This is a genomic window from Streptomyces sp. NPDC051018 (assembly GCF_044456085.1).
Classification (GTDB): domain Bacteria; phylum Actinomycetota; class Actinomycetes; order Streptomycetales; family Streptomycetaceae; genus Streptomyces.
In genome coordinates this window covers 62,282-75,291 of sequence record NZ_JBITFN010000009.1, presented here as the reverse complement: position 1 = coordinate 75,291, position 13,010 = coordinate 62,282, and the positions used below count along the sequence as shown (strand labels likewise).

Genomic DNA, 13,010 nt, shown 5'->3' with positions numbered 1-13,010 from the left:
CTGCCGGGGATCGCGCGGGCCCGCCGGCCCGGGAACGTACGGGCTCCCTCGCCCGGGAACGTACGGGCTTGCCCGCCCCGGTTCACACCGAACCTCTGCCGGGGGCCGGGCGGGCTCCGTTGCCCGGGAGCGCGGGCCCCTTCAGGGGCAGTCCGACGCGGACCCGCCATTCACCCTCGTACGGGCCGGTCGCGGCCTCGCCGCCGAGCAGCGCCGCCCGCTCCCGGATACCGCGCAGTCCGCTGCCCCGGCCGTTCGGCGGGACGGGGCGGTCCAGGGGATTGAACACCTCCAGTTCAAGCCGGTCATCGTCGACGGCGATACGGACCCGGGTCGGCACCGGACCCATGTGCCGCAGCACATTGGTCAGCGCCTCCTGGAGAATCCGGTACCCCTCGCGGGACACCGGCCCCGGAACGAGCCGCACCGGACCCGTCACCTCCGCGTCGACCCGGGCGCCGGACGCCCGCGCGGACTCCAGCAGCCGGTCCGTGTCGACGAGCGTCGGTCTGCCGCTCACGGGCTGCTCCGACTCCCTCAGCACGAGGAGTACCCGCTCCAGGTCCTCCAGCGCGGCCCGCCCGGTCTCCTCGATGGCCATGAGGGCCCGGTCGGTGAACTCCGGGCTCCCCGCCGCCTTCGCGGCACCCGCCTGCACCACCGCGATCGTCAGCGCGTGCCCGATGGAGTCGTGCAGCTCACGGGCGATCCGGTTGCGCTCCAGGAGCTGTTCGGTGCGTTCCTCCAGCGCGGCGAGCCGTTCCTGGGAGGAGGGGCCGAGCAGCGCGCGGGCGATGACGGTGATCAGCTCGCCGGCCCCGACGACGAACGCCAGCAGCGCGATGACCGGCAGGGGGACGAGGAGCCAGTACCACCAGTGGCCGCCGGGCACGGTGACGAAGGCGACCTGTTCGCTGCCGCCGGTCGCGGCGAGCGCCAGATTGACGGCAAGGCCCGGCAGATGGAGGGTGAGATACCCGGTGAGCGTGCCCAGGGCGAGCCTGATCTCCAGCCACAGGACCGTACGCCAGCGATCGCCCCAGTCGGCCGAGGGCCGCGCGGAGATGCCGGACGAGGAGTCCTTGTACCCCTGCCCGGTCAGCAGCAGCCGTGCCTGGAGGCCCTCGGAGAGCCGCATGGCGGGCACCAGACCGCTGAGCCCCAGCAGCAGGACGGGGATGTAGATCTTCCCTTCCTCCACGAGCATCCACATGCCGATGACGATCACGCTCATGGACAGGTGCAGCCAGCGGGTGTAGGTGACCGAGCGGGCCAGCGGGCGAAGCACCCTGGCCGCCCTGGCCGCCCTGACCCTTCGGACCGATGGACGGCGCACTGCGGACAGAGGCTGCATCCGGCCATCGTGCCAGTCGGCCGGATCCCCGCGGCTCCCCCGCACGGGGGAGGCGCCGCCCCCGCACCGGGGAGGCACGGACCCCGTTCGCGGCAGGAGGCTAAGACCATGACCAGCATCGATGTAGTGAACCTGACCAAGGAGTACGGTTCGACCCGTGCCGTGGACGAGCTGACGTTCAGCGTGCTGCCCGGCCGGGTCACCGGCTTCCTCGGCCCCAACGGCGCGGGCAAGTCCACCACCATGCGTCTGGTCCTCGGCCTGGACCGGCCCACGTCCGGCACCGCCATGATCGGCGGCCGGGTTTACGGGGAGATCGCCGCGCCGCTGAGCGAGGTCGGCGCCCTCCTCGACGCCGGGGCGGCGCTGGGCTCCCGTACCGCCCGGGACCATCTGCGGGTCCTGGCGGCGGCCGGGCGGATCCCGGTGCGCCGGGTGGACGAGGTCCTGGAACGGACGGGGATCGCGGAGGTCGCCCGACGCCGGGTCCGGACCTTCTCCCTCGGGATGCGCCAGCGCCTCGGGATCGCCGCCGCCCTCCTCGGCGACCCTCCGGTGCTGATGCTGGACGAGCCGTCCAACGGGCTCGACCCGGAAGGCATCATCTGGATCCGTGAGCTGATGAAGGGGCTCGCCGCCGAGGGCCGGACCGTCCTGGTCTCCAGCCATCTGATGGGCGAGACCGAGTCCTTCGCCGATCACCTCGTGGTGCTCGGCCGGGGCAGGCTGCTCGCCGACACCGGGACCCGGGACTTCATCGGCGCCTGGACCACCTCCCGCGTACGGCTGCGGACGACGGAGGGGGAACGGCTGCGGGCCGCCCTGAAGGCCAAGGGATACACGCCCGTGCGGGACGACGACGGCCGCTGGAGCGTCGAGGGAGCCCGGGTGGACGACATCGGGCGGCTCGCCGCACGCGAGGGCATCCCGGTCCTCGAACTCTCCGGGGAGAAAGCCTCCCTGGAGAAGGCCTACCTCGCTCTGACCGCGGGCGAGACCGAGTACAGCGCCACCACCGCGACCACCGCCCCGGAGGCATGACCATGTCGTTCGTTCCTGTCGTCCACTCCGAGTGGCTGAAGATCCGTACCGTCCGCTCCCTGCCCCTCTCCCTGCTCGCCGCCTTTCTGGCGACGGCCGGCTTCTCCCTGCTGATGAGCGGCTCCTTCAATGCCGAGCAGGTCGCGGAGCCCGGCTTCGACCCGCTGCGCGCGGCCTTCTACGGCCTCAACTTCGGCGCGATCGGAGCGCTCTGCTTCGGCGCACTCGCGGTGGCGGGCGAGTACAAGACCGGCGGCATCCGGTCCTCCCTGGCGGCGGTGCCCCGCCGGGGCGTCTTCTACGCGGCGAAGCTCGCGGTCGTCGCCGTCCTGACCTTCGCCGTGGGCCTCGTCACCAGCCTGATCTGCTTCCTCGCGGGCCAGGCCCTCCTGTCCGGCCAGGGCGTCTCCCTCGGCCTCGGCGACCCCGGCACCGTGCGGGCCGTCGTGGGCTGCGCGCTGTATCTGACGCTGATCGCCGTCATGGCGACGGGTCTGACGACGGCGAGCCGCAGCGCCCCCATGGTGATCGGCCTGCTCATCCCCTTCATGGTGATGCTCTCCTTCGTGGCCGGTGACATCACCGACGAGGGCAACGTCTTCACCGACTTCTTCCCCGACCGGGCCGGCCAGCAGATCCTCCTCCAGAACTCCGAGGGCACCCTGGGCCCCTGGACCGGAGTCGGAGTGCTGGCCCTGTGGACCGGAGCCGCCGTCTGGGCGGGCTGGTCGGCCCTGCACCGCCGGGACGCCTGAACGCAACGCGCCCGGCGAGGACACGGGCGGCCGGGACCGCTGAGGGGGCGAGTGGCCGGGGGCGTGGCCCGGTCCTGCGAAGGGGGTGGCCGGGGGCGTGGCCCGTTCCGGTGACCGGACGTCCGCCCCCGCCGCGGTGCCTACACGGACAGTGGCGTCCCGCGGACCGTGCACGATGTCTCCTCCGGCCCCTCACCGCTGGTTCAGCCGACGGCCGCCGAGGCCCCCGCGCGGCTCGCCGGACGCCGTTCGAACGGACCCAGCTGAGCGACGACCTGCGCGTTGAACCGGTCGATCGCGTTGTCGACACTGCGGATGAACCCCGTCTCCGTGCTGCCGCGCGTCGCGCCCATGCCCTTGAACAAGGACAGCCGGAATCCGGTCATACGGGCGTTGTCGCGAGGCAGCAGGTCGCCCGGCTCGGGACGCAGCCGCTCCAGGGTGCCGCGTGGGCCGGGGCCGCCTTCGACGAGGGTTTCGACATGCAGGTCCGCCGGAGCGTCGACCAGCATGCGGATGAGCCGCTTGGCCGAGGTGAGGGGATAGGCACCCTCGGGGACCTGCACCTCGATGGAGGTCCGCAGCTTCCCGGTCCGCAGGTCGGCGACGATCGCGAGGATGCCGGGCGTGCCGTCCATCCGCAGTTCGGCCGTCAGCCGTCCGTCCTCGCACAGCCGGTCGGCGAGGGCGGTCCGCCGGGACGCCGCGTCGGTGCCGCGCTTGGCGCGCTGCACCGGCAGGACCTTCTCGCCGATCTCACCGCCCAGGCGCAGACAGACCTGGCGGATCAGCTGTTCCCAGCTCTCGACGACCTCGACGGCACGCCGGTCCCCCTGGCAGAGCGTCTCCGTCTCGACGCCGTTGCGTACCGGTACCCAAGCGGGGCCCATGTTCTGAAAGCCGTGGCAGCCGGAGTTGTCGTGCTGGAGATACAGCAGAAGCTCTTCGAGGAGCCATGCGTGGGCGGCATCGCCGACGCCCTCGTGCCGGATCAGCATCTGTGCCTGGTGGGCGACTTCGGCCCAGGAGAGGTGCCACAGGGCGACCTTGTGCTTGCGCCGTCCGTCGGTCCTGGCGTTGACCGGCGGCCTGCCCTCCAGAGCGACCTCGTTGGAGAGCGTGATCACCGCCTCGTAACCGCGACGGGCGGCGATGTCCATGTAGTCCTGTACCTGCTCCGGTCTGAGCGGGTTCCCATTGGTCTTCGTCTCGACCAGCGCGGTCCAGAGCTTGCCCGCCCGCTCCACCCTGATCACCCCGTCCGGGCGCCTCGGGGTGTCCCCGAACGGCAGTGTGACCTCGGTGAACGACTGCATGCGCCCGGCCGGCGCACCGAAGCCCGCGGTGAGCCGGCGGCCGAACTCCGGTACCTGGCCCATCACCGAGAGCAGGACGGAAGTGGCCCGCAGCTCACGCTCCCTGTCACTCCGGAGAGAGGGCACGGGGAAGAGCCGCGCGGGTTGCCAGGAGTCGTTCTCCGCGAGGGACTTCCTGGCCACCTTGGGCAGGGTGATCTTCTTCTTGGCCGTACGGGGGCCACGGCTGCGCCTGGGCGCCGGTACGGCGGTGGCCGGTGAGGCCTCGGGCGCCGTTCCCGGTGAGGGGGAAGGGGCAGGCCGGGCGGGCAGGGGGTCGGCTGTCGGTGCCGGAAGCACCGCCGTCGGCGGTACGGGATCCGCCGGGGCCTCCTTCATGGAGTCTGCGCTGGTCAGGCCCTCGGAATCGCTTGCGTCGTCGGCGTCGCCCTCGTCGACCTCGATACCGAAGTCGGTGGCGAGTCCCGCCAGTCCCGACTCGTATCCTTGCCCGATCGCGCGGAACTTCCACGCGGAACCGCGCCGGTACAGCTCACCGAAGAGAAAGGCGCTCTCGGGCCCTGCGTCCGTGATGGTGAATCCGAGAAGGGTCTCGCCACTGCGATCGGCGAGCGTCACCCGCAGATCGTCGAGCTCACCGAAGCGGGAGTCGCCGTACTGGCTCGCCGCCACGACGATACGTACGACATCCGGGCGCACGGCGGTCAGATCGAGACCGATACGGTCCTCGCTGCCGCTGGCGGTGGGCGCCTTGCCCAGCAGTTGCACACTGCCGTCGGCGGCCGTGGGGTTGTTGTAGAAGAAGAAGTCGGCGTCCCCGCCCACCTTCCCACTCTCGTTGAGCAGCAGGACGGAGACGTCCGCGTCGCCCTCGCCGCTGGTGCTCGTCCAGCTCAGACTCACGATCACCGAACCGGTGTCGTCACTGAGTTCCTCCAGCCCGACATTGGAGCCCTTGGCCATTTCCCGCATACCGTCCCCCAGACGCGCGCTTCTTCGGGCAGGCTCACGCGGCCGCGACGGGTCGACTGTGACGTAGGCCGCACTCACTGCTACGGAGAACCGTAGCGCCAACAGCGGCATATGAGGACATGGTGTGAAGATATGAGCCCTGCCGGGCCTTGTACGTACTCACATGCCGAGCCGGCCTTCCCCGGCACCGCCGGAACGTCGCCCGGATCAGCCGATTCCACCGACTCACCGTGAACCCGCGCCGTCCGCCGCTGACCGGCCCCGCCTCGTGCACATGCCGACCCGGAACGGAACCGGAGCGGGGCCCGCGGGTTCGAGCGGTCCGAGGTGCGGGGCGGTCCGGCGATGGGGGTGGCCGGGGGTGTGGGCGTCCGCCCCGGGCGTGTTCCCCGGCGGCGGGCGTCTCCCGAAGAGGATGCCCGCCGCAGACCACCGCCCCCGCCGCGGGGCGTCGCAGAGGGGCACAGGCGCCCCGCCGGGATCCGTGGTCACGGGGGACTCACAGGAATGGTCACAGGAAGGCGTGAGTCAATTCCGTCATGGCCCTTCGCGGAATACGCCGTATCCGCGCCGCCTTCGTCGCGGCCGTCGTCCTCGCCCCCGCCGTCGTGGCCGTGACGCCCGCCGAGGCGGCCACGACGCCGGCCATCTCCTGCACTTCGCGCGATATCCGACTCGCCTTCAGACTGCTGGTGGGTATAGCGGGGGCACTCGACGGCCGCCGTCCGGCCGTCGCGCTCCACTTCGACGACCGGCTCAGGGACACCAGTTGCGAGGTCCGGGCGGACCGGAGGTTCGACTCGGCGAGTGTGGTCAAGGTGACCGTGCTGGGCGCGCTGCTCATGGAGGCGAAAGAGCGGGGGCGGACGTTGACGGCACGCGAGAGCGGGCTCGCCCGGGCCATGATCACCCGGTCCGACAACGCCTCGACCGACGCCCTGTGGCAGCAGCTCGGCACCGACCGGATCGACGAGTTCCTGAACGCGGCCGGAATGAAGGACACCGACCCCGGCCGGGGCGGCCACTGGGGGCTCACCCAGATCACCGCGCGCGACCAGTCCCGTCTGCTGCGGCTGCTGACCACGCCGAACGCCGTGCTCACCGACGCCTCGCGGGCGTACGTCCTCAAGCTGATGCGCGAGGTCGTTCCCTCCCAGCGCTGGGGCACCCCGGCCGGCGCCCCCGCCACCGCGACCGCTCAGGTCAAGAACGGGTGGCTGCCCCGGGCCGCCCGGGGCTGGCGCGTCCACAGCGTCGGTGTGTTCACCGAGGCCGGCCACGACCGTACGATCGCGGTGCTCACGGAGGACAACGCGACCATGGCCTCCGGCGTGGACACCGTCGAAGCGATCTCCCGGGCCCTGCACCGGAATCTGTGACGCGGTCCGACTGATCCGCGGTCCGACGATCTGATCCGGGGTCCGACGATCCAGGGGCCGGCCGACCCCGGGTCCATCCGATCTCCACCGGCTCGCCGGCTCACCCATCCGCTGGATGCGCCGGATCCACCGAGCGCCGGATCCGCCGATCCGTTGGGCTGATCGATCCGGTGGATTCACCGATCCGTCCGATCCACGGATCCGTCGGATTCACCGATCCATGGAGTACACGGCCGGGCCGAAGACCCCTGGAGGCCGTTTGTCACCGTGAGACACGGTTTCTGTCACCTCTCCATAACTTTTCGAAGAGTTGTACGAAAGTCATGCAACCTTTCACTCTATCGGCGGTCACCCAGACGGGTGCACCGCAGGCCGGGGGCCGTACGGACGGTCGCACCCCACAGGCCCGAAACAGGGGGACAGGAACATCTCGATGACTCACCACCGCACATCCGGTCCGACGCGCCGCGTTCGTTCCGTCGCCGCCGCGCTCGCCGTTTTAGTGCTCGCACCGGTCGCCGTGACCATGACCGTGTCCTCGGCGCCCGCCGCCGCCGCGACACCGACGGTCGTCTGCACCTCCAAGAAGGCGGGTCTCGCGAGCGCGCTGACCAAGGGCATCAACGCGGCGCTCAAGGGCCGTAAGTCGACCACCGCGATCTACTTCACCGACCGGGCCACCGGCACCAGCTGCCATCTGCGGGCCGCGCAGCGGTTCGACTCGGCCAGCGTCGTGAAGGTGACCGTCCTCGGCGCCCTGCTGTTGGACGCGCAGAAGCAGAACCGGAGCCTCACCTCCCGGGAACAGAGCCTCGCCAAGGCCATGATCACCAAGTCGGACAACGCGGCCACCAGCACCCTGTGGAAACAGCTGGGGGTCACCAAGATCAAGCGCTTCCTGACGGCGGCCACGATGACGCAGACCGTCCCGGGCTCGGGCGGCTACTGGGGGCTGACTCAGATCACCGCCCGCGACCAGCAGCGGCTGCTCCATCTGCTCACCACCAAGGGCACGGTCCTCACCGACGCCTCGCGGGCGTACGTCCTCAAGCTGATGCGCGAGGTCGTTCCCTCCCAGCGCTGGGGCACCCCGGCCGGCGCCCCCGCCACCGCGACCATCCAGGTCAAGAACGGCTGGGTGCCCCGGGCCACCTACGGCTGGCGGGTCCACAGCATCGGTGCGTTCACGGGGGCCAAACACGACTACACGATGACGGTCCTCACTCAGGGTAACCGCACCATGAACGACGGTGTGAACACCATCCAGGCCGTGGCCCGCGCGATCCACAAGGCCCTCGGCCCGGCTGCCACCGCGCGCGGTGGCTTCGCCCCGACCGCGGTTCCGCACGAGGCGGTACCGGCCACCCCGGAGCAGTCGGGGAAGGAACCGGTACCCGCCACCCCGGAGCAGTCCGGGTAGGAATCCGGTTCCGGGTGAGGAACCGGCGACCCCGGAGCGGTCCGGGTAGGGAGTCGGCATCGGCGCCCCAACCCTGACACTCCGTAGCCGATTGTTGCGGCGGGATGAAATCCGCACCGCGCCGTGTTGGTGCCTTCCGGTGGAGCAGACAACCAACGGGAGGCACCACGTGGCGGCGGCGACGGCGGCTGAAGGGCCCAAGGGCTGGGCACGGCGACTGTCCGGATACGCCTGGCGCTACCGGCGCAATGTCCTCCTCGCCCTCGGCTCCTCCCTCGCCGGCATGGCCGTCATGGCCCTCGTCCCCCTCATCACGAAGGTCGTCATCGACGACGTCATCGGGGACGGCAGCCGGTCGCTCGCCGTATGGACCGGCCTCCTCATAGCCGCCGCCCTCGTCGTCTACGTCCTCACCTATGTACGCCGCTACTACGGCGGCCGGCTCGCGCTCGACGTCCAGCACGATCTGCGGACCGAGATGTATGCGACGATCACCCGCCTCGACGGGCGCCGCCAGGACGAGCTGTCCACCGGACAGGTCGTCGGCCGCGCGACCAGTGACCTCCAGCTCATCCAGGGTCTGCTCTTCATGCTCCCGATGACCATCGGGAACGTTCTGCTCTTCTTCATCTCCCTCGCGATCATGGCCTGGCTGTCGCTGCCGCTCACCCTGATCGCCCTCGCCGTCGGCCCCGCCCTGTGGTGGATCGCCAAGCGCAGCCGGGTCCGCCTCCACCCCGCCACCTGGTACGCCCAGAGCCAGGCCGCCCATGTCGCGGGCGTCGTGGACGGCGCCATCTCGGGCGTACGGGTGGTCAAGGGCTTCGGCCAGGAGGAGCAGGAGACCGGCAAACTGCGCGAGGCCGGCCGCAGGCTCTTCGCCGGACGGCTGCGTACCGTCAAGCTGAACTCCCGCTACACCCCGGCGCTCCAGTCCATCCCCGCCCTCGGCCAGGTCGCGATGCTCGCCGTCGGCGGCTGGCTCGCCACCCGCGGCCAGATCACCCTCGGTACCTTCGTCGCCTTCTCCACCTATCTCGCCCAGCTCGTCGGACCCGTCCGGATGCTCGCCGTCGTCCTCACCGTGGGTCAGCAGGCCCGCGCGGGCGTCGACCGCGTACTGGAGCTGATCGACACCGAACCCACGCTGGACAGCGGCACCAAGGAACTGCCCGCGGACGCCCCGGCGACCGTCGAGTTCGACGCGGTCACCTTCGGATACGACCCCGAGCGGCCGGTCCTCGACGGCTTCTCCCTGGAGATCGGCGAGGGCGAGACCGTCGCCGTCGTCGGCTCCTCCGGCAGCGGCAAGTCCACCGTGTCGCTGCTGCTGCCCCGCTTCTACGACGTGACGGGCGGCGCGGTCCTCGTCGGCGGCCACGATGTGCGCGAACTGACCCTCGACTCCCTGCGCGCCGCCATCGGGCTCGTACCGGAGGACAGCTTCCTCTTCTCGGACACCGTGCGCGCGAACATCGCGTACGGAAAGCCCGGAGCGAGTCAGGAGGAGATCGAGGCCGCCGTGCGCGCGGCCCAGGCGGACCGTTTCATCGCAGAACTGCCCGAGGGCTACGACACCAGGGTCGGCGAGCAGGGACTCACCCTCTCCGGCGGCCAGCGCCAGCGGATCGCCCTCGCCCGCGCGATCCTCACCGACCCCCGGCTGCTCCTCCTCGACGACGCCACGTCGGCCGTGGACGCCCGGGTCGAGCACGAGATCCACGAGGCGCTCCGCTCGGTGATGACCGGCCGGACCACCCTGCTGATCGCCCACCGCCGCTCGACCCTCAATCTCGCCGACCGTATCGCCGTGCTGGACGGCGGCCGGCTCGCCGACATCGGCACCCACGAGGAACTCACCGCACGCTCGGCCCTCTACCGCCGGCTGCTGACCGACCCGGACGAACTGGGCGGTGTCTCCCCGGGCCACGCCCCGCCGCTGGAGGCGGAGCCGTGCGACGACCGGACCGTACGGGAGGAGCTGGCCGTACGGGAGGAGATGGAGGCCGCGTTCGACGCCGAACGCGGGATCACCCCCCGGCTCTGGGTCCGCGACGAGAGCGCCGCGGAGCCCAAGACCCCGGACGCCACCCCCGAACTGCTCGCCCAGGTCGAGGCCCTGCCCCCGGCCGACGACACCCCGGACATCGACGAGGAGCGCGCGACCCGCGCCGAGCGGACCCACGGCGAGGGGCAGGGCCTGCGTCTGCTGCTCCGCGGCTTCGGGGCGCCCCTGCTGGTCAGCCTGCTGCTGGTGGCGATCGACGCGGGGATGGGCCTGCTGCTTCCGGTGCTGATCCGGCACGGAATCGACCAGGGTGTGGAGCAGGCCGCGCTCGGCGCGGTGTGGGCGGCCTCCGGTCTGGCGCTGATCGCCGTGCTCGCCCAGTGGGCGGCGCAGATCGGCGAGACGAGGATGACCGGCCGTACCGGCGAGCGGGTCCTGTACTCCGTACGCCTGCGGATCTTCGCCCAGCTCCAGCGGCTCGGGCTCGACTACTACGAGCGCGAGCTGACCGGCCGGATCATGACCCGGATGACGACCGACGTCGACGCGCTGTCGACGTTCCTCCAGACGGGTCTGGTCACGGCCTTTGTCTCCGTCGTCACCTTCTTCGGGATCATGGTCGTCCTGGTCGTCATCGACGTCCAGCTCGCGCTGGTCGTCTTCGCGACCCTGCCGGTTCTGATCATCGGTACGTACTTCTTCCGCAAGCAGAGCGTGAAGGCGTACGAACTGGCCCGTGAGCGCATCAGCGTCGTCAACGCCGACCTCCAGGAGTCCGTCTCCGGGCTGCGGATCGTGCAGGCGTTCCGCCGAGAGGAGCAGGGCAACCACCGCTATGTGACGGGCAGCGACAGCTACCGGCAGGCCCGGGTCCGGGGCCAGTGGCTGATCTCGGTCTACTTCCCCTTCGTCCAGCTGCTGGCGTCGGTGGCCGCGGCCGCCGTGCTGATCGTCGGCGCGAGCCGGATCGAGGCGGGCACCCTGACCACGGGTGCGCTGGTCGCCTATCTCCTCTACATCGACCTGTTCTTCGCCCCCGTCCAGCAGCTCTCGCAGGTCTTCGACGGATATCAGCAGGCCGCCGTGTCGCTGAAGCGGATCCAGGAACTCCTGGAGGAGAAGCCCTCGACGACTCCGCCCGCGCGGCCCGTCGAGGTGCGCTCGCTGAGCGGCGAGATCGCCTTCGAGGACGTCGACTTCTCGTACGGTTCCTCGCAGGGCTCCGCGCCGGGTTCCCTGCACGGCTCCCCGGAAGGTGCCTCGAACGACCCGTCGTACGGCGAGGAAGCCTCCGGCAGCGGATGTGGGGAAGCGGCTCTGTCGGGCGTCGATCTGCGGATACCCGCCGGTCAGACCGTCGCGTTCGTCGGGGAGACCGGCGCGGGCAAGTCGACGCTGGTCAAGCTGGTCGCGCGGTTCTACGACCCGACCCGCGGCCGGGTGACGGCGGACGGCGTCGACCTGCGGGAGCTGGACCTGACCGCCTACCGGCACCGGCTCGGAGTCGTACCGCAGGAGGCGTATCTCTTCGAGGGGACCGTACGGGACGCGATCGCGTACGGCCGTCCGGGCGCGAGCGACGCCGAGGTGGAGGCCGCCGCCCGCGCGGTGGGCGCCCACGAGATGATCGCGACGCTGGACGGGGGCTATCTCCACGAGGTCTCGGAGCGGGGGCGCAATCTCTCCGCGGGCCAGCGGCAGCTGATCGCGCTCGCCCGCGCCGAACTGGTCAATCCGGACATCCTGCTGCTCGACGAGGCGACCGCGGCCCTGGATCTGGCCACCGAGGCCCAGGTCAACCAGGCGACGGACCGGCTGACCGGGCGCCGCACCACGCTGGTCGTCGCCCACCGGCTGACCACGGCCGCCCGCGCCGACCGCGTGATCGTGATGGCAGACGGCCGGGTCGCGGAGGACGGCACCCATCATGAACTCCTCGCCCGGGACGGCCGTTACGCGACCCTGTGGCGCACCTTCACCGGTGAGGGCGAAGGCGAGGGTGAGGGGGAGCCGGAGGCCCAGCCCGTGGTGTTGTGACCGGTCGTTCCGGCCGTTTCCTCCGTCGTGTGTGAACCCTTCGCGCCCCCCTCGCGTCGTAGCCCGGTACAGGCCGAACGCGAGGGGGAGCAAGCGTGTTGAGCGATACGGGTGCCCTGGGGAAGCGGCGCGCGCGGGGCGGCGGGAGCGCCGGGCGGGCGGAGGACGGCGCCCGGCGGGGGACGGGGCGGGCGGAGGACGGCGCCCGGCGGGGGACGGGGCGGGCGGAGGACGGCGTTCGGTCGTGGGCGGGGCGGGTCCGGGGGACACCGGTCCGGCTTTCGGCCCTCGTTCTGGCCGTGGCCGGGTTCCTTCTGGCGGGGCCCGGCACGGGGCCCGTCGCCCACGCGGCTCTCGTCGCCCGTGTCCCGCCCGAGGCCGGGCCGGGCTCCGTCGGTGCCTTCGCGCTCTGCTCGGGACGGCATCTGAAGACCGTCCGATTCGCCACCGGTGAGGTACGGGTCTACCGGAACCGGCAGTCCGCCTGTGCCGTCACGATCGCCAAGAGGCCCGGGGCCCGGCGGGCGATGGCGGTCTCCATCCAGGCGCGCGGCGGCCGGCCGGTCGTGGAGAAGGGACCCTTCCGCCGCCAGGCGGGCCCGGTCTCCGTCTTCGCCCTCAACCGCTGTGTCCGCGCCTCCGGTTCGGTCGCCGGGGTCGGCCGCTCGACCGGCTGGATCTCCTGCTGACGGGTCGTCCGGGAGCGCGTGGTCCCGGGCTGCCGGTGT

At 71.4% G+C, this 13,010-nt stretch carries 8 protein-coding genes; 6 read left to right on the top strand and 2 right to left on the bottom strand.

Translation table 11 applies throughout. The features are described from left to right. Window positions 1–82: 82 nt before the first annotated feature. Entirely contained in the window at window positions 83–1,234 is a 1,152-nt protein-coding gene (locus tag ACIBCM_RS17370; protein ID WP_399244403.1) for a sensor histidine kinase, read from the bottom strand. Window positions 1,235–1,462: 228 nt separating this feature from the next. On the opposite strand from ACIBCM_RS17370, the gene ACIBCM_RS17365 reads away from it, so the two are divergent. Then, window positions 1,463–2,395 (top strand): ABC transporter ATP-binding protein, encoded by a 933-nt coding sequence (locus ACIBCM_RS17365; RefSeq protein WP_399243994.1) that lies wholly within the window; start codon window positions 1,463–1,465, stop codon window positions 2,393–2,395. A 2-nt stretch (window positions 2,396–2,397) separates the two neighbouring features. Beyond that, the gene (locus ACIBCM_RS17360) at window positions 2,398–3,150 is read left to right on the top strand and encodes an ABC transporter permease (protein WP_399243992.1); all 753 of its coding nucleotides are present in this window, start codon (window positions 2,398–2,400) and stop codon (window positions 3,148–3,150) included. 203 nt (window positions 3,151–3,353) lie between these two features. Here the strand turns inward: ACIBCM_RS17360 and ACIBCM_RS17355 are convergent, their stop codons facing one another. Then, window positions 3,354–5,429, bottom strand: a complete 2,076-nt coding sequence (locus ACIBCM_RS17355) for a TerD family protein (RefSeq protein ID WP_399244401.1) — start codon at window positions 5,427–5,429, stop codon at window positions 3,354–3,356. A gap of 548 nt (window positions 5,430–5,977) precedes the next feature. On the opposite strand from ACIBCM_RS17355, the gene ACIBCM_RS17350 reads away from it, so the two are divergent. The 4 genes from ACIBCM_RS17350 (at window position 5,978) to ACIBCM_RS17335 (ending at window position 12,971) form a co-directional block, all read left to right on the top strand. Next, window positions 5,978–6,817, top strand: coding sequence for a serine hydrolase (locus ACIBCM_RS17350; RefSeq protein WP_399243990.1), 840 nt, complete (start codon window positions 5,978–5,980; stop codon window positions 6,815–6,817). 433 nt (window positions 6,818–7,250) lie between these two features. Then, the gene (locus ACIBCM_RS17345) at window positions 7,251–8,237 is read left to right on the top strand and encodes a serine hydrolase (RefSeq protein WP_399243988.1); all 987 of its coding nucleotides are present in this window, start codon (window positions 7,251–7,253) and stop codon (window positions 8,235–8,237) included. A 139-nt stretch (window positions 8,238–8,376) separates the two neighbouring features. Further along, entirely contained in the window at window positions 8,377–12,282 is a 3,906-nt protein-coding gene (locus tag ACIBCM_RS17340) for an ABC transporter ATP-binding protein (RefSeq protein WP_399243986.1), read from the top strand. Between the two features lie 299 nt (window positions 12,283–12,581). Next, complete coding sequence (locus tag ACIBCM_RS17335; protein WP_399243984.1) at window positions 12,582–12,971, top strand: hypothetical protein; 390 nt, start codon at window positions 12,582–12,584, stop codon at window positions 12,969–12,971. Window positions 12,972–13,010 lie beyond the last annotated feature (39 nt).